Annotated in this window: 17 protein-coding genes; 15 read left to right on the top strand and 2 right to left on the bottom strand. The window is 73.1% G+C overall.

What is annotated here, in order from left to right; translation table 11 throughout:
* Nucleotides 1-22 precede the first annotated feature (22 nt).
* The 8 genes from ligA to HA039_RS34365 all read left to right on the top strand — a co-directional run bounded on the left by ligA (nucleotide 23) and on the right by HA039_RS34365 (nucleotide 11,614).
* Nucleotides 23-2,308, top strand: coding sequence for an NAD-dependent DNA ligase LigA (gene ligA, locus HA039_RS09560; protein WP_167026675.1), 2,286 nt, complete (start codon nucleotides 23-25; stop codon nucleotides 2,306-2,308).
* 290 nt (nucleotides 2,309-2,598) lie between these two features.
* The gene (locus HA039_RS09555) at nucleotides 2,599-4,710 is read left to right on the top strand and encodes a putative bifunctional diguanylate cyclase/phosphodiesterase (protein ID WP_167026672.1); all 2,112 of its coding nucleotides are present in this window, start codon (nucleotides 2,599-2,601) and stop codon (nucleotides 4,708-4,710) included.
* A 199-nt stretch (nucleotides 4,711-4,909) separates the two neighbouring features.
* Nucleotides 4,910-5,206, top strand: coding sequence for an Asp-tRNA(Asn)/Glu-tRNA(Gln) amidotransferase subunit GatC (gene gatC, locus HA039_RS09550; RefSeq protein ID WP_150487524.1), 297 nt, complete (start codon nucleotides 4,910-4,912; stop codon nucleotides 5,204-5,206).
* Nucleotides 5,207-5,212: 6 nt separating this feature from the next.
* Nucleotides 5,213-6,742, top strand: a complete 1,530-nt coding sequence (gene gatA / locus HA039_RS09545; RefSeq protein WP_167026669.1) for an Asp-tRNA(Asn)/Glu-tRNA(Gln) amidotransferase subunit GatA — start codon at nucleotides 5,213-5,215, stop codon at nucleotides 6,740-6,742.
* On the top strand, nucleotides 6,739-6,981 hold the full coding sequence (locus tag HA039_RS09540; protein WP_161308315.1) for a hypothetical protein: 243 nt from the start codon (nucleotides 6,739-6,741) through the stop codon (nucleotides 6,979-6,981). Before gatA ends, HA039_RS09540 begins: the two co-directional genes overlap by 4 nt.
* A gap of 16 nt (nucleotides 6,982-6,997) precedes the next feature.
* Nucleotides 6,998-8,506, top strand: a complete 1,509-nt coding sequence (gene gatB / locus HA039_RS09535; RefSeq protein WP_167026666.1) for an Asp-tRNA(Asn)/Glu-tRNA(Gln) amidotransferase subunit GatB — start codon at nucleotides 6,998-7,000, stop codon at nucleotides 8,504-8,506.
* 50 nt (nucleotides 8,507-8,556) lie between these two features.
* On the top strand, nucleotides 8,557-9,897 hold the full coding sequence (locus HA039_RS09530) for an arsenic transporter (protein WP_425086325.1): 1,341 nt from the start codon (nucleotides 8,557-8,559) through the stop codon (nucleotides 9,895-9,897).
* A 277-nt stretch (nucleotides 9,898-10,174) separates the two neighbouring features.
* Nucleotides 10,175-11,614 (top strand): chitinase, encoded by a 1,440-nt coding sequence (locus HA039_RS34365; RefSeq protein WP_167026663.1) that lies wholly within the window; start codon nucleotides 10,175-10,177, stop codon nucleotides 11,612-11,614.
* A gap of 69 nt (nucleotides 11,615-11,683) precedes the next feature.
* On the opposite strand, the gene HA039_RS09520 is transcribed toward HA039_RS34365, so the two are convergent.
* Nucleotides 11,684-12,610 (bottom strand): oxidoreductase, encoded by a 927-nt coding sequence (locus HA039_RS09520; RefSeq protein WP_167026660.1) that lies wholly within the window; start codon nucleotides 12,608-12,610, stop codon nucleotides 11,684-11,686.
* Between the two features lie 170 nt (nucleotides 12,611-12,780).
* Between HA039_RS09520 and HA039_RS09515 the strand changes: the two genes are divergently transcribed.
* The 7 genes from HA039_RS09515 to HA039_RS09485 all read left to right on the top strand — a co-directional run bounded on the left by HA039_RS09515 (nucleotide 12,781) and on the right by HA039_RS09485 (nucleotide 21,663).
* Nucleotides 12,781-13,434 (top strand): TetR/AcrR family transcriptional regulator, encoded by a 654-nt coding sequence (locus tag HA039_RS09515; RefSeq protein WP_167026657.1) that lies wholly within the window; start codon nucleotides 12,781-12,783, stop codon nucleotides 13,432-13,434.
* 138 nt (nucleotides 13,435-13,572) lie between these two features.
* Nucleotides 13,573-15,870, top strand: coding sequence for an MMPL family transporter (locus HA039_RS09510; RefSeq protein WP_167026654.1), 2,298 nt, complete (start codon nucleotides 13,573-13,575; stop codon nucleotides 15,868-15,870).
* Complete coding sequence (locus HA039_RS09505; protein WP_167026651.1) at nucleotides 15,848-16,390, top strand: GNAT family N-acetyltransferase; 543 nt, start codon at nucleotides 15,848-15,850, stop codon at nucleotides 16,388-16,390. Before HA039_RS09510 ends, HA039_RS09505 begins: the two co-directional genes overlap by 23 nt.
* A 115-nt stretch (nucleotides 16,391-16,505) precedes the next feature.
* Nucleotides 16,506-17,168 carry a hypothetical protein gene (locus HA039_RS09500; protein WP_243869297.1) on the top strand — a complete coding sequence of 221 codons (663 nt, stop codon included), beginning with the start codon at nucleotides 16,506-16,508 and terminating at the stop codon, nucleotides 17,166-17,168.
* 242 nt (nucleotides 17,169-17,410) lie between these two features.
* Nucleotides 17,411-17,584: a hypothetical protein gene (locus HA039_RS09495; protein WP_167026648.1), complete on the top strand. Its 174-nt coding sequence runs from the start codon at nucleotides 17,411-17,413 to the stop codon at nucleotides 17,582-17,584.
* Nucleotides 17,581-20,721, top strand: coding sequence for a helix-turn-helix transcriptional regulator (locus HA039_RS09490; protein ID WP_425086324.1), 3,141 nt, complete (start codon nucleotides 17,581-17,583; stop codon nucleotides 20,719-20,721). The genes HA039_RS09495 and HA039_RS09490 overlap by 4 nt, the downstream gene beginning before the upstream one ends.
* Nucleotides 20,722-20,841: 120 nt before the next feature.
* A complete protein-coding gene (locus tag HA039_RS09485) occupies nucleotides 20,842-21,663 on the top strand; it encodes an alpha/beta fold hydrolase (RefSeq protein WP_167026642.1) in 822 nt (273 codons plus the stop codon).
* On the opposite strand, the gene HA039_RS09480 is transcribed toward HA039_RS09485, so the two are convergent.
* On the bottom strand, nucleotides 21,657-21,881 hold the full coding sequence (locus HA039_RS09480; RefSeq protein WP_243870032.1) for a DUF6191 domain-containing protein: 225 nt from the start codon (nucleotides 21,879-21,881) through the stop codon (nucleotides 21,657-21,659). The genes HA039_RS09485 and HA039_RS09480 overlap by 7 nt on opposite strands.
* Nucleotides 21,882-21,915: the final 34 nt, after the last annotated feature.

The raw sequence follows: 21,915 nt of genomic DNA, 5'->3' as shown, positions 1-21,915 counted from the left end.
CGGTAACGGGAGGACCAAGACGGTGGCCGGCGAAAACCACGCACAGCCCGCATCGGTGCCCGCGCAGGCGCGCGAGAAGCACGCGCAGCTCGCTGAGCAGATCGAGGAGCACCGCTTCCGGTACTACGTGAAGGACCAGCCGGTCGTCAGCGACGCCGAGTTCGACCGGCTGCTGCGCACCCTGGAGGCGCTGGAGGACGAGTATCCCGAGCTGCGGACGCCGGACTCGCCCACCCAGAAGGTCTCGGGGGCGTACGAGACGGACTTCACGGCCGTCCAGCACCGCGAGCGCATGCTGTCGCTGGACAACGCGTTCGACGACGAGGAGCTGGCCGCCTGGGCCGACCGGGTCGCCAAGGACGTCGGCACCACCGACTACCACTTCCTGTGCGAGCTCAAGGTGGACGGCCTCGCGGTCAACCTCACCTACGAGCACGGCAGGCTGACCCGCGCCGCCACCCGCGGCGACGGGCGGACGGGCGAGGACATCACGCCCAACGTCCGCACGATCCAGGAGATCCCGCACCGGCTGGCGGGGGACCGGATCCCCGCCCTGGTCGAGATCCGCGGCGAGGTCTACTTCCCGATGGACGCGTTCCAGGAGCTGAACGCACGGCTGGTGGAGGCCGGGGACAAGCCCTTCGCCAACCCCCGTAACGCGGCGGCGGGTTCGCTGCGCCAGAAGGACCCCAAGATCACCGCCACCCGCCCGCTGCACATGGTCGTGCACGGCATCGGCGCGCGCGAGGGCTTCGACATCGACCGCCTCTCGCACGCCTACGAGCTGCTGAGGGAGTGGGGCCTGCCCACGGCCCGGCACAACCGGGTGGTCGACGGCCTGGAGCAGGTCCGGGAGTTCATCACCACCTTCGGCGAGCGGCGCCACTCCGTGGAGCACGAGATCGACGGCGTGGTCGTCAAGCTCGACGAGATCTCCCTCCAGGGCCGCCTGGGCTCCACCTCGCGCGCCCCGCGCTGGGCGATCGCGTGGAAGTACGCGCCGGAGGAGGTCAACACCAAGCTGCTCAACATCCGGGTGGGCGTGGGCCGCACGGGCCGCGTCACGCCGTACGCGCAGGTGGAGCCGGTCACGGTCGCGGGCTCCGAGGTCGAGTTCGCCACGCTGCACAACCAGGAAGTCGTGAAGTCCAAGGGCGTCTGGATCGGCGACACGGTGGTCCTGCGCAAGGCGGGGGACGTCATCCCGGAGATCCTCGGCCCGGTGGTGGACCTGCGCCCCGAGGACGCGTACGAGTTCGAGATGCCCGCCGAGTGCCCCGAGTGCGGTACGGCGCTGCGCGCGATGAAGGAGGGCGACATCGACCTCCGCTGCCCCAACGCCCGCTCCTGCCCCGCCCAGTTGCGCGAGCGGCTGTTCTACCTCGGCAGCCGCAAGAGCCTGGACATCGAGAACTTCGGCTATGTGGCCGCCGCCGCCCTGACGAGGCCGCTGGAGCCCGCCACGCCGCCGCTGCTGGACGAGGGCGACCTGTTCGACCTGACCGTCGATCAGCTGCTGCCCATCAAGGCGTATGTCCTGGACCAGGACAGCGGGTTGCCCAAGCGCGACGCGAAGACCGGCGAGGACAAGATCGTCACGGTCTTCGCCAACCAGAAGGGCGAGCCGAAGACCAACACCCTGGCGATGCTGGAGCACATCGCCGCCGCCCGGCAGCGCCCGCTGGCCCGGATCATCACGGGTCTGTCGATCCGTCATGTCGGCCCGGTCGCCTCCGAGGCGCTGGCCCGCGAGTTCCGCTCCCTCGACCGGATCGAGCAGGCCTCCCAGGAGGAGCTGGCCGCCGTCGAGGGCGTCGGGCCGACCATCGCCGCCTCCGTCAAGGAGTGGTTCGAGGTCGACTGGCACCGCGAGATCCTGCGCAAGTGGCGGGCGGCGGGCGTCCGTACGGAGGACGAGGGCGGCGGCGAGGACGAGGGCCCGCGGCCGCTGGCCGGCCTCACGGTCGTGGTCACCGGCACCCTGGAGCGGTTCACCCGCGACGGGGCGAAGGAGGCGCTCCAGGCCCTCGGCGCGAAGGTCGCCGGCGCCGTGTCGAAGAAGACGGCGTTCGTGGTGGCGGGCGAGAATCCCGGGTCCAAGTACGACAAGGCCATGCAGCTCAAGGTGCCGGTCCTGGACGAGGCGGGATTCGGCATTCTGCTCGAACAGGGCCCGGAGGCCGCCACGGAGGCCGCGGTGACCCCCGAGGACCCCGCCGGGACCCCGGAGGCCACCGTGGCGGAGGAAGCCCCGGCGAAGGCGGCCGGGCAGGCGGCCGAGGAGGACCCCGCGAAGGCGGCCGAGTAGGCCGCTGAGCAGGCCTCCGACCCGGACGCCCGGTCAGGACCCGCGGAGCGGCGGGCCGTAGCGGCCGGATCGGGGGCTCAAGCTCACCCGTTCGGCACATATCCGTGGGATACGGATGGGCGGGTTGCATTCGGGCAACAGCTGTAGAGCGCTGCCCGTCAGGGCACTTGGCGGCCTACTGTTGAGACGTGCGCCTGTCGTGCACGGCCGCGTGGAGGGATACCGGCCGTGGTGGCATGACGACGTGCCATCGCGTGGCATCGGCTCCGCCGGCTGTGAGAGGGACGGGAATGAAACCGACCGAGAGCGCCGCCCCGGTCTCACCCCCGCGCGGTTTCGCGGCATTTGCGGGGATGACGGAGAGATTCCCCGCCGCTGTCGTGGGACTCGCCGCGGTCGTGCTGGCCACCGGCATCGTCCGCACGGTCCAGCAGGACCGCGCGCTCTTCCCCGGCGGCACCGAAGGCTGGGCGCTGGCCGTCCTCACCGGCATCATCGTCGGGCACCTCGTCGCGCTCGGCCGTGACCGCTGGTGGGGCGGCACCGGCTCCGGCGCCGCCCTGACCCTCGCCGTCCTGCTGCTGTACGGGTGGGTGCCGGCCGGACTGGTCAGCCTCGCCGTCGTGGTGCTCGTCGGGGTCGCCCGCCGCCACCGCTGGCGCCAGGGCGTCCTGAACGGCGCCGCCGACATCCTCGGCATAGGCTCCGCCGCCCTCGTCCTCGCGCTCTTCGGGGACGTACCCACCGTCGCCGACCCCTGGCAGCCGCCCGACTGGGGGATCGGCGGCGTCGCCGAGATCGTGCTCGCCGCCTGCGCGCACCTCGTCGTCATGCGCGTCCTGCTCTGGTACGCGCTCACCCCGCAGGGCGGCGGCCTGCCCCACCTCGCCCGTACGGCCCTGATGCGCCAGGGACTGGTCGCCGCGGCCCTGCTCGGCATCGCCCCGCTGATCTGCGTGGTCGCGATCGCCCTGCCGGTGCTCCTGCCGCTCTTCTCCATCCCGCTCATCGCCCTCGACTCCACCCTGTGGATCGCCCGGGCACGGGCCGAGGAGCAGCTGCGCGACCCGCTCACCGGCCTGCCCAACCGCCAGTGGCTGCTGGAGCGCACCTGGTCCGCGCTGGAGGAGGCCGAGTCCCTGGGCGCCCGGTCCGCGCTCGTCCTGATAGACCTCGACCGCTTCCGCTCCGTCAACGACACCCTGGGCCATCTCGCCGGTGACCGGCTCCTGTTGCAGATAGCGGACCGGCTGCGCCTCGCCCTGCCGCAGGGCGCGGAGGCGGCCAGGCTCGGCGGCGACGAGTTCGCCGTGCTGCTCCCGACGTGCGACTCCACGACCAGCGCGCAGCGCGTGGCCCGCCACCTGGTGGCCGAGCTGTCCTCGCCGCTGGACCTCGACGGCCTCACGCTCGTCCTGGAGGCCAGCGCCGGGGTCGCCGTCTACCCCGAGCACGCGCTCGACGCGGAAGGGCTGCTGCGCCGCGCGGACGTCGCGATGTACCAGGCGAAGCGGGACCGCACGGGCGTCGAGGTGTACGAGTCCAAGCGGGACTCCAACACCCCCGACCGGCTCGGCCTGCTGGGTGACCTGCGCCGGGCCCTGGACGCCGGCGAGGTGGAGCTGCACTACCAGCCGAAGGTCCGCTTCGACGGCCAGGTGGCGGGGCTGGAGGCGCTGGTGCGCTGGGTGCACCCCGAGCGCGGGCGGGTCCCTCCCGACGAGTTCATCGCCATCGCCGAGTCCTCGGGGCTGATGCCCCACCTGACCGAGTACGTCCTCGACACGGCCCTCGCCCAGGTCGCCCGCTGGCGGGCCCAGGGCCTGATGACCCCGGTGGCCGTCAACGTCTCGCCGCGCGACGTCCACACCCCGGGCTTCGCGGGGTCCGTCGCCGCCCGCCTCGCCCGGCACGGCGTCCCGCCGGGCTCCCTCCAGCTGGAGATAACGGAGCACGTCCTGCTGGAGGACCCCCAGCGCGCCGCCGACACCCTCGCGGGCCTCACCGGGCACGGCGTGAAGATGTCCCTGGACGACTTCGGTACGGGGTACTCCTCGCTGGTGCACCTGCGGCGCCTGCCGGTGAGCGAACTGAAGATCGACCGGTCGTTCGTGGCCCGGCTCGCCGTCGACAACGAGGACGCGGAGATCGTGCGCTGCACGGTCGACCTGGCGCACTCGCTGGGCCTGGTGGTCGTCGCCGAGGGCGTGGAGGACGACGAGACCTGGGAGCGGCTGCGGGACCTGGGCTGCGACGCTGTCCAGGGCTGGCTGGTGGCCGCCGCGATGCCGCCGCACGAGACGACGGCCTGGCTGCGGGCGCGCGGCGAGCGCGGCTGGCAGCGCCCGGCGGAGCTGGAGGCGGCGGCGCGGCGCGAACAGTCCGGCCAGGCCGTCCCGTAACGGATCGCCCCGCGACGGACCCGGCCGCCCCGTGACGGACCGGGCTGTTCCGCGGCGGATCCGGCCGTCCCGTCACCGGTCCGGAGGCGCCCGCGCCGCTCACCCGGACGGGTCAGCCGCAAACCGTTTCGTGGGGAGGGGGCTCCGACCCATAGGATTGGGGCCGAAACCACTCTCACTCACCCCTGAGGATCGCCGCATGCCTGGCATCACGCGCGAGGAGGTCGCTCACCTCGCACGGCTGGCGCGTCTGGAGCTGAAGGCCGAAGAGCTCGAACACTTCGCCGGACAGCTCGACGACATCATCGGCGCGGTAGCCCGCGTGTCCGAGGTCGCCGACCAAGACGTACCGCCGACCTCCCATCCGCTGCCGCTGACGAACGTCATGCGCGCGGACGAGGTCCGTCCGTCGCTCACCCCCGCGCAGGCGCTCTCCGGCGCCCCGGCCCAGGAGCAGCAGCGTTTCAAGGTGCCGCAGATCCTGGGGGAGGACTAAACAGCCATGACGGACAGCAACACGGATGGCGGCACGACCATCAAGACCGACATCATCAGGCTCACCGCGGCCGCGATCGCCGCGAAGGTCGCCTCGGGCGAGCTCACGGCCGTCGAGGTCACCGAGGCGCACCTCGCCCGCATCGAGGCGGTGGACGAGAAGGTCCACGCCTTCCTGCACGTCGACCGGGAGGGCGCGCTCGCCCAGGCCCGCGCGGTGGACGCGCGGCGCGCGGCCGGCGAGGAGCTGGGCCCGCTCGCCGGGGTCCCGCTCGCGCTCAAGGACATCTTCACCACCGAGGGCGTGCCGACCACGGTCGGCTCCAAGATCCTCGAAGGCTGGATCCCGCCGTACGACGCGACGGTCACCAAGCGGCTCAAGGACGCGGGCGTGGTCATCCTCGGCAAGACCAACATGGACGAGTTCGCCATGGGGTCCTCCACCGAGAACAGCGCCTACGGCCCCACCGGCAACCCGTGGGACCTCACCAGGGTCCCCGGCGGCTCCGGCGGCGGCTCGTCCGCCGCGCTCGCCGCGTACGAGGCGCCGCTCGCCATCGGCACGGACACCGGCGGCTCGATCCGCCAGCCCGCCGCCCTCACCGGCACGGTCGGCGTCAAGCCGACGTACGGCGGGGTCTCGCGGTACGGCATGGTCGCCTTCTCGTCCTCCCTCGACCAGGGCGGCCCCTGCGCCCGTACGGTCCTGGACGCGGCCCTGCTCCACGAGGTGATCGCCGGGCACGACCCGATGGACTCCACGTCCATCGACGCGCCGGTCCCCTCGGTGGTCGAGGCGGCCCGCAACGGGTCGGTCGCCGGGATGCGCGTGGGCGTCGTCAATCAGTTCTCCGGCGAGGGCTACCAGGCCGGCGTCGTCCAGCGCTTCGAGGAGGCCGTGGAGCTGCTCACCAAGCTCGGCGCCACCGTCGTCGAGCTGGACTGCCCGTCCTTCGACCTCGCGCTGTCGGCGTACTACCTGATCGCGCCCTCCGAGTGCTCCTCGAACCTCGCGCGGTTCGACGCCATGCGCTACGGCCTGCGGGTCGGCGACGACGGCACGCGCTCCGCCGAGGACGTCACCGCCCTCACCCGCGAGGCGGGCTTCGGCGACGAGGTCAAGCGCCGCGTCATCCTCGGTACGTACGCGCTCAGCTCCGGCTACTACGACGCGTACTACGGCTCGGCCCAGAAGGTCCGCACCCTCATCACCCGCGACTTCGAGAAGGCCTTCGAGCAGGTCGACGTGATCGTCTCCCCGACGACCCCGACCACCGCCTTCCCGATCGGCGAGCGCGCCGACGACCCGATGGCGATGTACCTCGCGGACCTGTGCACCATCCCGACCAACATGGCGGGCAACGCCGCCATGTCCCTGCCCTGCGGCCTCGCGCCGGAGGACGGCCTGCCGGTCGGGCTCCAGATCATCGCCCCCGCCATGAAGGACGACCGGCTGTACAAGGTCGGAGCCGCCGTCGAGGCCGCCTTCGTGGAAAGGTGGGGGCACCCGCTGCTGGAGGAGGCACCGTCACTATGAGTAACGCGATCAGCAAGGCCAAGGGCTTCAAGAAGTCCAAGTCCGGCACCTACCTGTCCATGGCCACCACGGCCTTCAGCGCCCTCAGCGTCGCCAAGCAGGTCAAGAGGGCCCGTACCGAGCAGGACACGCTGCGCCTCGTCGACGCCGCCATCTCCGCCGCGGCCATCGTGACCGGCCTGGCGATCCTGTACCGCGAGCTGAAGCGCCTGGGCGACGACGACGTCCTGCTGGGCTGAGAGGGAATGTTTCACCGTGACCGTCACTGAACTCGTGCCGTACGAGGACGCCCTCGCTACGTACGACCCCGTCATGGGCCTGGAGGTCCATGTCGAGCTCGGCACCAGGACCAAGATGTTCTGCGGCTGCTCGACCGAGCTGGGGGCCGACCCCAACTCGCAGACGTGCCCCACCTGCCTGGGTCTGCCCGGCTCGCTCCCCGTCGTCAACGCGATCGGGGTCGAGTCGGCGATCAAGATCGGCCTCGCGCTCAACTGCGAGATCGCCGAGTGGTGCCGCTTCGCCCGGAAGAACTACTTCTATCCGGACATGCCCAAGAACTTCCAGACCTCGCAATACGACGAGCCGATCGCCTTCAACGGCCATCTGGACGTCCAGCTCGACGACGGCGAGATCTTCCGGGTGCAGATCGAGCGCGCCCACATGGAGGAGGACACCGGCAAGTCGCTGCACGTCGGCGGCGCCACCGGCCGTATCCACGGCGCGTCCCACTCCCTGCTCGACTACAACCGCGCCGGCATCCCGCTCATCGAGATCGTCACCAAGCCGATCGAGGGCGCGGGTTCCCGGGCCCCCGAGGTCGCCAAGGCGTACGTCGCCGAGCTGCGCGAGCTCATCAAGGCGCTCGGGGTCTCCGAGGCGCGCATGGAGATGGGCCAGATGCGGTGCGACGTGAACCTGTCGCTGCGCCCGCACGGCCGCGAGGAGTTCGGCACCCGCTCCGAGACGAAGAACGTCAACTCGCTGCGCAGCGTGGAGCGCGCCGCCCACTACGAGATCCAGCGCCACGCCGCGGTGCTGAACTCGGGCGGCACCGTCGTCCAGGAGACCCGCCACTTCCACGAGGAGGACGGGTCGACCACGGCCGGCCGCATCAAGGACAACGCGGAGGACTACCGGTACTTCCCGGAGCCCGACCTCGTGCCGGTCGCCCCCGCCCGTGACTGGGTGGAGGAACTGCGCGCCGGGCTGCCCGAGATGCCGCGTGCGCGCCGCAACCGGCTCCGCGAGGAGTGGGGGGTCACCGAGCACGACATGCAGTCGATGCTGAACGCCGGCGCGATCGAGCCGATCGTCGCGACGATCGCCGTGGGCGCCCCGGCCGACCAGGCCCGCAAGTGGTGGATGGGCGAGCTGGCCCGGCACGCCAACGAATCGGGCCGTGCGCTGGACGAGCTGCCCATCACCCCGGAGCAGGTCGCGCGGGTGGCGGCGCTGGTCACGTCCGGCGACCTCAACGACAAGCTGGCCCGGCAGGTCCTGGACGGCGTGCTCGCCGGCGAGGGCGACCCGGACACCGTCGTCGAGAAGCGCGGCCTCAAGGTCGTCTCCGACGAGGGCGCGCTCGGCCTGGCCGTGGACGAGGCGATCGCGGGCAACGCGGCGATCGCCGACAAGATCAGGGCGGGCAAGGTCGCCGCGGCGGGCGCGCTGGTCGGCGCGGTGATGAAGGCCACGCGCGGCCAGGCGGACGCGGCACGTGTGCGCGAGCTGATCCTGGAGAAGCTGGGAGCCGAGGGCTGATCCTCGGTCCGGGCGGGGGCTGACCCCTTGCCGTACGTATGCCACCGGGGGTGGCGCACCCGACGGGTGCGCCACCCCCGATCTTTGCCCGCTGCCTCCAGGAGTGCGCCCTGAACGTCGTCGTCGCGGAAACGGTCTCCGTCGCGCTGCTGCTGGCCGTGCTGGCGTTCGCCGTCGTACGCCCCCGGGGGTGGCCGGAGGCGGTGGCCGCCGTACCCGCCGCGCTGCTCCTCGTCGCGGTCGGCGCCGTGTCGCCGCACGAGGCGTGGCAGCAGACGCACAGCCTGCTGCCGGTGGTCGGCTTCCTGGCGGCGGTGCTCGTCCTGGCCCAGCTGTGCGCCGACGAGGGGCTGTTCACGGCGGCGGGGGAGCTGGTGGCGCGGGTGTGCGGGCGCCGGCCGCGGCGGCTGCTGGGCGGGGTGTTCGCCGTCGCCGCCGTCATCACCGCGATCCTCAGCCTGGACGCGACGGTCGTACTGCTGACGCCGGTGGTCTTCGCGACGGCCGCCAAGCTGGGCGCCCGGCCCCGGCCGCACGTCTACGCCTGCGCCCATCTCGCGAACTCGGCCTCGCTGTTGCTGCCGGTCTCCAACCTCACCAATCTGCTGGCGCTGACGGCGAGCGGCCTGTCGTTCACGCGGTTCGCGCTGCTGATGACCCTGCCCTGGATCGCGGCGGTGGGCGTGGAGTACGTCGTCTTCCGCCGGTTCTTCGCGAAAGACCTCGACGCGGACGCCGGGGCGGGCACGGAGCCGGAGGCCGCGGGCGATACCCGGGAGAAGACCCCCGGCGTCCCCGTGTTCACCCTCGTCGTGCTCGCCCTGACCCTCGCCGGGTTCGTCGTCACCTCGTTCGCCGGGATCGAGCCCGTCTGGGCGGCGTTCGCCGGCGCGGTGGTCCTCGCCGTCCGCGCCCTGGTCCAGCGCCGTACGACCGTGCCCGGCCTGGTCCGCGCCGCCTCGCCGCTCTTCTGCCTCTTCGTCCTCGCGCTCGGGGTGGTGGTCAAGGCCGTGGTGGACAACGGCCTCAACACCGGGATCGAGCGCCTGCTCCCGGACGGTTCGTCGCTGGCCGCGCTGCTGGCGATCGCCGCCGTCGCCGCCGTCCTGTCCAACCTGATCAACAACCTCCCCGCGATCCTGGCCCTGTTGCCGGTCGTCGGACCCGCCGGGCCCGGCCCGGTGCTGGCCGCGCTGATCGGCGTGAACCTCGGCCCGAACCTCACGTACGTCGGCTCCCTGGCGACCCTGCTGTGGCGGCGGATCATGCACGAGCACCGCACGGAAGCGGAGTTGGGCCTGTTCACCCGGCTGGGTCTGCTGACCGTGCCGGCCACCCTCGTGGTCTCGACGGTGGGGCTCTGGCTGTCGCTGCTCGCGTTCGAAAGCTGACCCCACGACCGACGCGACCGACCCGGCGACCGACCGCCCGACCGACCCGCGACGGTAAACAGCCGTCAAAAACCAGGTCTGCAACTCATGTGGTCGGTGGGCAGCCCATTGACGCCCCGTTGGTCTAGTCCTTTACTCGTTCCACACCGGCCGGTTCATGTGAACGGTCTCCGTTCGTTCCTCTGAACCCCGACGGCCGATCCCCGTTCGCTCGTCCCGCTACTTGTCTGCGCTCCACCCCCACGTGTGAATTGATGCGTCCATGACAGGAGTACCCGTGTTCCGATCCTGTACGAGAGCGCTGGCCGCGGTTCCGGCCGTCCTCGCCCTCGCGGCCACCGCGGTCGTCGCCTCCACCGGCGGCGCCTCCGCCGCCGTCGCCGCCGCCAACCCGGGCCCCGGCTTCCCCGCCCAGTACGCGGCGCCCTACATCGAGACCTACGCCTCGCCGTCGGCGATGACCAACGCCCGCAACGCCACCGGGCTCAAGTACTTCACCCTCGCCTTTGTCATCGACGGCGGCGGCTGCAACGCCACGTACAACGGTGACACCCCCATCACCGACGCCGGCTGGACCGCGGCGATCAACGCCGACCGTGCCGCGGGCGGAGACGTCATCGCCTCCTTCGGCGGGGCCTCCGGTACCGAACTGGGCCAGGCCTGCTCCACGGTGGCCGCCCTCAAGACCCAGTACAAGCGCGTCATCGACGGCCTCAACCTGACCCGGGTCGACTTCGACATCGAGGGTGACGGCGTCATCGACGACGCCGCGGCCAACGACCGCCGCAACAAGGCCCTCGCCCAGCTCCAGCAGGAGTACGCGGCGGCGGGCCGGAAGCTGGACGTGCAGTTCACCCTGGCGACCGACCCCACGGGTCTGCCCCAGGACCAGCTGGACCTGCTGACCAACGCGAAGAACAACAACCTCACCGTCAACCTCGTCAACCTCATGACGATGGACTACGGGCCCGCCATGGACATGGGCAAGGCGGCCACGGACGCGGCCACCGCGCTGCACGCCCAGCTCGGCCGGATCTGGACCACCAAGACCGACGCGCAGCTGTGGGCGATGGAGGGCAACACCCCGATGATCGGGGTGAACGACACCACGGCCGAGGTGTTCACCACGGCCAACGCCAACACCCTCACGGCCTTCGCCAAGGCCAAGGGCATCCAGGAGCTGGCCTTCTGGGCGCTCGGCCGTGACAAGGCCTGCGCGAGCACCGGCACGCTGTCCGACACGTGCAGCGGCACCTCGCAGAGCGCCTGGCAGTTCTCCTCCATCGTCAACGGCGTCACGGGCTCCGGCGGGACCACCCCGCCGCCCACCGGCGGGACCGGCCAGATCACCGGTCTCGGCGGCAAGTGCGTCGACGTGAACGCGGCGAGCAACGCCAACGGCACCGCGGTGCAGCTCTACGACTGCAACGGCTCCACCGCCCAGCGGTGGACGGTGGGCACGGACGGTACGGTCCGCGCGCTCGGCAAGTGCCTCGACCTGGCCGCGGCGGGTACGGCCAACGGCACCAAGGCGCAGCTGTACGACTGCAACGGCACCGGCGCCCAGCAGTGGCAGAAGGGCAGCGGCAACACGCTGGTGAACCCCGTGTCCGGCAAGTGCCTGGACGTGACGGACAAGTCCACGGCGAACGGCACGCGGCTCCAGATCTGGACCTGCGCGGGCGGCACCAACCAGCAGTTCCTGCTGCCCGCCTGACGCTCCTGCGAGACGAGGCCCTGGCGACCGGTCACCGGTCGCCAGGGCCTCTCCGTACCCGGTCGCGGCTCACGACCAGTGGTAGAACACCCGCGTCTGCTCCTCCGAGTCGGTCCACAACGTCGTCGCCAGCTGGATGTCGGAGGACGCCGACGGCGGCTTGGCGGGCTGCGGGGCCTCCGGCGCCCCGCGCCGCCCGCCCGGCTCGTAGTAGCCGCCGGGGGTCACGTCCGGCGCGGTCGCCGCGTACAGCGAGGGCAGCGCGGCCTCCTCCGTACTGGAGCCGACGACCCGGCCGAGGGCGAGCTTCGACAGCCTCCGGGTGAGGCCGGAGCCGTGCTGCTGGAGCCCGGTGAAGGCCGAGCCCGGGTGGACGACGACGCTGGTCAGGGGCACGCCCGCCGCGTCGGCGCGGCGCTGGAGCTCCTGCGCGAAGAGGATGTTGGCGAGCTTGGACCTCGCGTACGACCCCATCGGCCGGTAGCGCTTGACGCTCTGCGGGTCCTGGAGGTCGCCGGTGAAGGCCCTGGCCCCGGCGATCACCGCGCTGACCGTCACCACCCGCGGCGCGGGCGCCTTGAGCAGGAGCGGCAGCAGGCGCCCGGTGAGCGCGAAGTGGCCGAGGTGGTTGGTGCCGAAGGTCAGCTCGAAGCCGTCCTTCGTGGTGCGGCGCTCGGGGATGGCCATCACGCCGGCGTTGTTGACCAGCAGGTCCAGCGGGCGTCCGCTCTCCAGGAGGCGGCCCGCGAAGGCGGCCACGGAGGACAGGTCGGCGAGGTCGAGCACCTCGGCGCGGACCGTGGCGCCGGGGACGGCCCCGGTGAGCCGCGCGGCGGCGGCGCGGACCTTGTCGGCGGAGCGTCCCGCCAGCACGACCTCGGCCCCCGCGCGGGCCAGCTCGGCCGCGGTGACCTCGCCGATGCCGCTGTTCGCGCCGGTCACGACGGCGAGGCGGCCCTCCTGGCGGGGGAGGTTCTGTGGGGACCACTCGGACATGGGCGGATCACTCCTCGGAACGGCACTCAACTAACTGACTGTCTAGTTAATTGACTGTAGACCCGGACGCAAGGCGGGTGCAAGGCTGACGCGGCGCTCCAGGGGACGGGTAACTGACTTTTCGGTTACGAGCCGGCCCCGCGCCGCCCGTCCTTGTCTACGATGTGGCGGTGCCCCGAGACTCCCGTACGACCAAGGCCGGACTCCTGCGCGCGGCGACGGACGAGTTCGCCGCGCACGGCATCGCCGGTGCGCGGGTGGACCGGATCGCCGCGGCGGCCGGGTACAACAAGAACCTGATCTACGTGCACTTCGGCAGCAAGGAACGGCTCTTCGACGCCGTGTACGAGGCCGCCGTCACGGAGATCCTGGCGGCCGCGCCCTTCGACGCCGACGACCTGCCGGGGTACGCGGGCGCCCTCTTCGACTTCCACCTCGTCCACCCGCACCTCCTGCGCCTCGCGCGCTGGCACGGCCTGGAGCGGCCCGGCGAGGTGCTGCCGCTCGCCGAGCGGGCCGGCGCCGAGAAGCTGCGGCTGCTGTCCGCCGCCCAGGGCGACGGCCGGGTCGACGCCGGTCTGCCGCCCCGCGCGATGCTCGCGCTGCTGGTGGGCATCGCCACCACCTGGGGCGACGGCGGCCCGGAGCCCGGGGCGGGGGCCGGGAGCGCGGCGGAGACCGCGGCCCGCCGGCACGCGGTGGTGGTCGCCGTCGGGCGCCTCACCCGGCCGTACGGCGCCCGCGAGGACGCGGCTCCCGCCGGCGGGGCGCCCGGGGAGGTTCCCGCGCCTGCCGCGGAAGTTCCCGCTCCGCATGCACTGTGAGTAACCCCACGAAGCGGACAAATGATCATTATCGGCTGCGAGAGTGGCGCTCCGTAGGTCACGCGCTTTTCACCCCGGATCCCCCCGCCGCTCGACGGGTGTTCACGGTGCGGAGCCACGAACCCTGGGAGCACCCTCTTGGCAGCGCTCGCTCGATGGTGCGTCAGACATCGCCTGCTCACCGTCCTCCTGTGGCTGACCGCTCTCGGCGGGGTCACGGCGGCCGCCCAGGTGATGGGGTCCTCCTACTCCAACGACTACGACACCTCCGGCAGCGAGTCCGGTCACGCCGCCCAGCTCCTCGACCAGCGGTTCCGGGGACTCGGCGGTGACAGCGACTCCGTCGTCTGGCACACCGACCGGGGATCGGTCCGCACGGGCGAGGTCCGTCAGGACATAAGCCGGACGCTCGCCACGCTCGCGAAACTGCCCGGGGTCGCGTCCGTCGTCAGCCCGTACGCGCCCGACGGCGACGGCCGGATCAGCGAGGACGGCCGTACCGCCTACGCCACCGTCACCTTCGACCGGCAGGCCGACGACCTCCCGAAGGCGCAGGCCCAGGCGGTGGTCGACACCGCGAAGGCCGCCGCCACGGACACCCTCGACGTGGACCTGGGCGGCGACGCCGTCGCCCTCACCGAGGGCTCGACGGGCGCCCACAGCAGCGAGATCGTGGGGGTGGTCGTCGCCGCCGTGGTCCTCTTCCTGGCCTTCGGCTCGCTCGCCGCCAGCGCCCTGCCCCTCGCCACCGCGCTGGTCTCGGTCGGCACGGCGTACGCGGGCATCGGACTCCTCGGCCACGTGATGACCGTCGCCGACTTCGCGCCGATGCTCGGCCTGCTGATCGGGCTCGGCGTCGGGATCGACTACGCGCTGTTCATCGTCACCCGCCACCGCAAGGGCCTCAAACGCGGGCTCACCGTCACCGAGGCCGCCACGAACGCCGTCGCGACCACCGGCAGAGCCGTCGTCTTCGCCGGCGCCACCGTCTGCATCGCCCTGCTCGGCATGCTCGTCCTGCGGCTCGGCTTCCTCAACGGCGTCGCGATCGCCGCCTCCCTCACGGTCGTGCTGACCGTCGCCGCGTCCGTCACCCTCCTGCCGTCCCTGCTGTCGTTCGCCGGGACCCGCGCCCTGAGCCGCCGCGAGCGGGCGCGCCTCGCCACGCGCGGCCCGGAGCCCGAGGTCCCCGGCGGCCTCGCCGTCCGGTGGTCGCTCTTCGTGGAACGCCACCCCAAGCTGCTGGGCGCGCTCGCCGCCGGCGTGATGCTGCTCCTCGCCCTGCCGACGTTCTCCCTCCACCTCGGCACCTCCGACCAGGGCAACAACCCCGCCACGACCACCACCCGGCAGGCGTACGACCGGCTCGCCGACGGGTTCGGCCCCGGCGTCAACGGGCCGCTCGCGCTGGTCGCGCACCTCGACGGCGCGGACGACCGGCTCGCCATGGACCAGCTGCCCGACCTGCTCCGTACGACGAAGGGCGTGGCGTCCGTCGGCCCGATCACGTTCAACGGCAGCGGCGACACCGCGTCCCTCACCGTCGTACCGACCTCGGCGCCGCAGTCCCGGCAGACCAGCGACCTGGTGGAGCGGTTGCGCACGGACGTGGTCCCGCGGGCCGAGGCCGACACCTCGCTGGAGGTGTACGTCGGCGGGGTCACCGCGAGCTACGACGACTTCGCCGGCACGATCGTCGGCAAACTGCCCCTGTTCGTCGGGGTGGTGATCACCCTCGGCTGCCTGCTCCTGCTGCTGGCCTTCCGCTCCGTGGGGATCCCGCTCAAGGCGGCGGTCATGAACGTCGCCGCCGTCGCCTCGTCCTTCGGGGTGGTCGTCGCGATCTTCCAATGGGGCTGGGGAAGCGAGCTGCTGGGGCTCGGCGGGGGCGGGCCGATCGAGCCCTTCCTCCCCGTGATCATGGTGTCGGTCCTCTTCGGGCTCTCCATGGACTACCAGGTGTTCCTGGTCAGCCGGATGTACGAGGAGTGGCTGGAGACCGGCGACAACAGACGGGCGGTACGGGTCGGCCTCGCCGAGACCGGACGGGTGATCAACTCGGCGGCCGTCATCATGATCTCGGTGTTCCTCGCGTTCGTCCTCAGCGGCGACCGGGTCATCGCGATGTTCGGCATCGCGCTCGCCGCCGCGGTCGCGCTGGACGCGTTCGTCCTCCGTACACTGCTGGTGCCCGCGCTCATGCACCTGCTCGGCGGCGCCAACTGGTGGCTGCCGGGGCGGCTGGACCGGTGGCTGCCGCGGATCAGCGTCGAGGCCCCCGAGCACCGCCCGCGTGCGACGGTCCCCGGGCAGCGCGCCACCGGGCACGCACCGCACGAGGCACGTCACCGGGTGACGTTCGTGAAGAGGGAGTCCGCCCTGACGGGGGAGTCCGCCGTGAAGAGGGAGTCGGATGTTCGCGACACCGCTGGGTGACGGGGCGGAGCTGCGCCCCCTGGAGCCCTGGCAGGCCCGGGAGTTCCTCGCGCACATGGACCGGGCCAGGACCCTGGTCGACGAGCACATCCGCTTCGCCCAACTGGTCACCGACCTGCCGTCCGCGCGCGCCGTCCTCACCTCGTACGCGGAGAGGCAGGCGGCCGACGGCGGGCGGATCCTCGGGATCTGGCTGGACTCCACCCTGGTCGGCGGGGTGCTGTTCCCCGCGTTCGACGCCGAGGCCGGCACCTGCGAGGTCGGGTGCTGGCTCGAACCCGCCGGTACGGGACGCGGCCTGGTCACCCGCGCCGCCCGGACGATCATCGACTGGGCCGTGCGGGAGCGCGGGATCCACCGGGTGGAGTGGCTGGTCTCCACCGGGAACGGCCCCAGTATCCGGGTCGCCCAGCGCCTGGGAATGACCCGCGAAGGCGTGCTGCGGGAGAACTACCCGCACCGCGGGAAGCGCCAGGACACCGAGATCTGGTCGGTCCTCGCCCCCGACTGGCGGCGGTGACCGGACGCCCGGGAGCCGCCGGAGGTTGCCCGTGGAGCCGCCGGAGGTTGGGCCTCTTCCGGTCAGTTCCGGCGTTCTCAGGAAGTTCTCAGACTTCGCCCCTAGCGTGCGCCGTATGAACCCCACCTCCAAGACCCAGACCCCCGAGCCGGAGTCGTCCCAGGACCCCACGCCTGAGAACGCCGCGGCCACCGAGCCCAAGGCCGGGGACAGCGACGTGCGTGACGAGACGGTCCCCGCGGCCCGCAAGGCGGACCCGTCCGAAGGGACCGGCACGGCCGGCGGCGCGGCGGTCATCGAGTTCGACGACGAAGCCGCCGACGAGACCGACGGGTCGGACGACGACTTCGCGGACGAACTGCCCGACGAGCCCGCCCAGTCCGGCCTGGGCTCGATGGCCGCGGCCTTCCTCGCCCTGGCCCTCGGCATCGTCGGCCTCACCGGCACCTGGTTCGGCAAGGTCCTCTCCGAGCGCGAGGCGCTCTCCGGGCAGGTCAAGCTCGACCAGAGCGCCACCGCCGCCAAGCAGATCTCCGAGGGGTACGCCGACGCGTGGCACGCCTCCGCCGCCGCCAACGGGGTCGTGGCGCTGCTCGCCCTGCTGGTCGGCGCGATCGTGCTGGCCCTGCCGCAGCGCACCGGCTGGGTGCGCCCCGTCGCCGTCGCCGGGGCCGTCCTCGGCTTCGTGGGCGTCCTGGTCGCCCTCGGCATGTACTTCGACATCTTCGCGTCCATCCCGGTCCCGCCCGCCCCGCCGGCGGCCCCGGCGGCCCCGTAAGCACCCGGGCGGACGTCCGCCCTTCCTTTCCGGCCTGAGGCCCTCGCGCGCACATCGCCGCCGGGGCCTTAGGCCGTCCCTATGCCCGGACCGCCGCGGCCCCGCCCGTACTCCGCTCCCGCCCCGCGCCTAAGGCCCCCGGGGCCGGGAAATGCGGCACTCTCCCGATGCCCGCGAACCCCCTGGGCGACGAAGGTGGAGGCATCGCAAGACGCCGGAACCTTCGCATCAGGGGGCACACCATGTTCGCGTACGAACTCCAGAGGATCCACACCGAGGAACTGCTGCGCCGGGCCGCCCGGGAGCGGCTCCTCCAGGAGGCCCGCGCCGCCCGCCGCGAGGCGCGGCGGGCCGCCAGGGACGCCGGGAAGGGGCCGGTGAACTCCCCGCGCGACCGCTTCGCGCCCGCGGCATGAGCCCGGCCCCCGCACCGGCGCGAGCCCTCGCGGCCGCGCCGGTGCGCGCGCCCCTCCCCGCGCTCCGGGGGCACGGACAAACCGGTACGCCGGCCTCGGGCGGTTGTGCGATGCTCGGCCGTGTGGATACCAGGTCCGTCAGCCCCGTGTTCGTCGGCAGAACCGGGGAACTCACCGCCCTCACCGCCGCGCTCGCCCGCGCCGACGCCGGCGAGCCGCAGGCCCTGCTCGTCAGCGGCGAGGCCGGCGTCGGCAAGACCCGCCTGGTCGAGGAACTGGTCGACACCGCCTGCTCCCGCGGGGCCGTCGTCGCCGTCGGCGGCTGCGTCGAGATCGGCGCCGACGGCCTGCCCTTCGCGCCCTTCTCCACCGCCCTGCGCTCGCTCCTGCGCCGCCTGCCCGACGAACTCATCGCGGCGGCCGACGGCCAGGAAGGCGAACTGGCGCGCATCCTGCCCGAGTTGGGACAGTCCGGGCGCGAAGCCCTCGGCGAGGACGCCACGGCCCGCCTCTTCGAACTGACCGTCCGGCTGCTGGAGCGGCTGGCGGCCGACCGTACGGTGGTGCTCGTCCTGGAGGACCTGCACTGGTCCGACGCCTCCACCCGGAACCTCCTCGCCTACCTCTTCCGCGCGCTGCGCCGCGGCCGCCTCGTCGTGATCGCCACCTACCGCGCCGACGACATCCACCGCCGCCACCCGCTGCGCCCGCTCCTGGCCGAGCTGGACCGCCTGCGGTCCGTCCGCCACCTCGAACTCTCCCGCTTCACCCGCGCCGAGGTCGCCACCCAGCTCGCCGGCATCCTCGCCGCCGAACCGGGCGCGGCCCTGCTCGACGAGATCTTCACCCGCTCCGACGGCAACGCCTTCTTCGTCGAGGAGCTGGCCTGCTCGTACGGCACCGGATGCAGCCCAGGACTGACCGAGTCCCTGCGCGACGTCCTGCTCGTCCGGGTCGAGGCGCTGCCCGACCACGCCCAGCGGGTCGTACGGATCGTCGCCGAGGGCGGCACCACCGTCGAACACCCGCTGCTGCTCGCCGTCTCGCGGCTCGCCGAGGACGACCTCATCGAGGCGCTGCGGCTCGCCGTGGGCGCCAACATCCTGCTCCCGGTGGACGACAACAGCTACCGCTTCCGCCACTCGCTGGTCCGCGAGGCGGTCAGCGACGACCTGCTCCCCGGCGAGCGCTCCCGGCTCAACCGCCGGTACGCGGAGGCCCTGGAGGCCGATCCGGGCGGGGTCTGCGTGGACGTGCGCACTACGCGCCTCGCCGGGTACTGGTACAACGCGCACGACGCGGCCAAGGCCCTGCCCGTCGTCCTGAGCGCCGCCGTCGAGGCGCGCCGGCGCTACGCCTACTCCGAGCAACTGCGCCTGCTGGAGCGGGCCATGGAGCTGTGGGACGACGCCCCGCCCGAGGTCCTCGCGACCCTGCGGCCGCCGGACGACGCCGAGGTCTACCCCGCGTGCGCGAGCGGGACGAAGACCTCCGCGCTCTCGTACCTCGACCTGATGGCGGAGGCGACCGTCGCCGCCCGCTTCGGCGGCGACCGCGAACGGGCCCTCGCCCTCTCCAAGAAGGCCGTACGGGTCCTGGAGCGGGACACCGACCCGCTGCGCGCCGCGTGGTTCTGGACCCAGCGCTCCCGGCTCACGCAGGAACTGACGCGCGGCGACGGCTGGGACGAACTCGCCACCGCCCAGGAGCTGGTACGCGGCCTGCCGCCGTCGGCCGTGCACGCCGACATCCTCGTCAACATCGCGAGCTGGGGCGCGCTGCACCGGCCCGGCCCCGAGGCACTGGCCGCCGCGACCCGCGCCGTCGAGTACGCGGAGCTGGTCGGCGCCGAGACCATCGAGCTGCACGCCCGCCTCACCCGCGGCTGGCTCACCGCCGACGCGGGCGGTGTCGAGGAGGGCCTCGCCGAGATGTACGCGGTGCGCGACCGGGCCGTGGAGATCGGCGAGGTCGGCGTCATCGGCCGCGCGGGCACCAACCTGCCCTCCACGCTGGAGGCCATGGGGCGTTCTGCGGAGGCGGTCGCCGCCGCCGAACTGGCGATCGCGCACTGCCACCAGCGGGGGCTGGCCAACTCGGAGGGCTGGGTGCGCGGCAACCTCGCCCAGTCGCTCACCTCGCTGGGCCGCTGGACCGAGGCCGACCGGATCCTCGACGAGGCGGCCGGGCTCGCGCACTCCCGCAAGACCCGCGGCCTGATCGCCGACCGGCGCGCCGAACTGGCCCTGCGCCGGGGCGACCTGACGCAGGCGCGGGTCCAGGTGGACGCCGCCCGCGCCTTCTACGGCACCCACGACCCCCAGCCACAGCACTCGATCTCGCTGTCGCGGATGGCGATGTGCGTCGCCGCGCGGGAGGGCCGGCTCGCCGACGCGCGCGCCGAGTTCGAGCAGGCCGTCGGGCGCGGCTTCCCGCCGGGCACCCAGCGGTACGCGCTCCCGCTGCTGTGCGCGGCCGTGGCGATGGAGGCCGGGGCGCTGGGCCTGCCGGGGTCGGCGGGCGGCCGGGCGCGGATCCTGGCCGCCGTCCGCGCGGAGGCCAAGCGGCTGCCGACGGTCGTGCCCGTGTGGCAGGCGTACGGTCTGCTGCTCGACGCCGAACTGGCCCGCGCCGAGGGCCGTACGGACCCGGAGCTGTGGGGGCGGGCGGCGCTCGCCTTCGAGCGGGCCGGGCGGCCCTACGAGACGGCGGTGGCGCAGTGCGGCTGGGCCGCCGCCCTGCTGGACGCCCACGGGAACCGGTCGGCGGCGGCCGGCCCGCTGGCCCGGGCGCACGCGCTCGCCGCCGGGCTCGGCGCCCGCCCGCTGGCCGAGGAGACCGCGCAGCTCGCCGCGCGGGCCCGTATCGGCCTCGACGCCGCGCCCGGCGAGGGCGATCCCACGGCCGACGACACCGATCCCGTACGGGCCCTGGGCCTGACGCCGCGCGAACAGGACGTGCTGCGGCTGGTCGCCGCGGGGCACACCAACCGCCGGATCGCGGAGGAGCTGTACATCTCGCCGAAGACCGCGAGTGTGCACGTCTCCAACATCCTGGGGAAGCTCGGCGTCTCGGGCCGCACGGAGGCCGCGGCGACGGCGCACCGGCTGCGGCTCTTCGGCGACCCGGTGGCCTGAGGGCCCGAGGGCCGGCCCGGCGGCCGGCGCCCGGCACGGTCACCCCGGTGCCGGGCGAACCGCCGCCGCGCGAAATGCTTCGGGCAGGACATCACCCCCCGTACGAAGGAAGTCCCGCCCGTGATCGATCGACGTACCTTCTCCGCCGCCGCGGTCGCCGCCCCGGCCGCCGGCCTCCTCGCCGCGACCCCCGCCTCCGCCGCCCCCCACACCCCCGCCGCGCACGCCCCCGCCCCCTCCGCCACGCCCCCGGCCACCCCCGCCCCGCGCGCCCGCAACGTGGTGCTGGTGCACGGCGCCTACACCGACGGGTCCTCCTGGACCGAGGTGATCAAGCGGCTCCAGGCCAAGGGCTTCACGGTCACGTCCGTCCAGAACCCGCTGTCCTCGGTCGCCGCCGACGTCGACGCCACGCGCCGCGTCCTGGACCTCCAGGACGGGCCGACCGTCCTCGCCGCGCACTCCTACGGAGGGGTCGTCATCAGCCAGGCGGGCGACCACCCGGCCGTGACGTCCCTCGTGTACGTCGCCGCCCGCGCCCCGGAGGCGGGCGAGGACTACGGGGCGCTGGCGGCGCGGTTCCCGACCCCGCCCGCGTCCGCCGGGCTCGTCTTTCGGGACGGCTTCGGACAGCTCACCGAGGAGGCGTTCCTCGACGACTTCGCCAACGGCGTGGACCAGGACACGGCACGGGCGCTGTACGTCGTCCAGGGCCGCATCGCCCAGGACCTGTTCGCCACCCGGACCACCGCGGCCGCCTGGCGGGACAAGCCGTCCTGGTACGCCGTCTCCAAGCGGGACCGGACGGCGTCACCGGACCTCCAGCGCTTCGTCGCCCAGCGCATGGGCGCCCGGACCGTCGAGCTGGACTCCGGGCACCTCTCGCTCGTGACGCACCCCCGTGAGATCACCGACCTCATCGTGAGCGCGGCGGGTCACTGACCCCCGGTCCCCGGCGGGGTCCCGGGCGCGTCGGACGGCTCCGCCGCCTCCGACGGCCCGGACGCCTCGTCGGGGACCCGTATCGTGACCTTCCCGGAGGCGAGGTCTATCGGACCCCGCCCCGGGTCGTTCGCGTCGACGTCGACCCGGCTGAGCTCCAGGCGCTTCTGTTCCTCGTGGGTGTGCTTGCGGCCGGGCGCGAAGAGCTGCTCGATCATGTTGAACACGGACGGTCCACCTTCTCGCTACGCG

This window comes from Streptomyces liangshanensis (assembly GCF_011694815.1).
GTDB classification, from domain to species: Bacteria; Actinomycetota; Actinomycetes; order Streptomycetales; family Streptomycetaceae; genus Streptomyces; species Streptomyces liangshanensis.
This window is presented reverse-complemented; position numbering and strand designations above follow the sequence as displayed.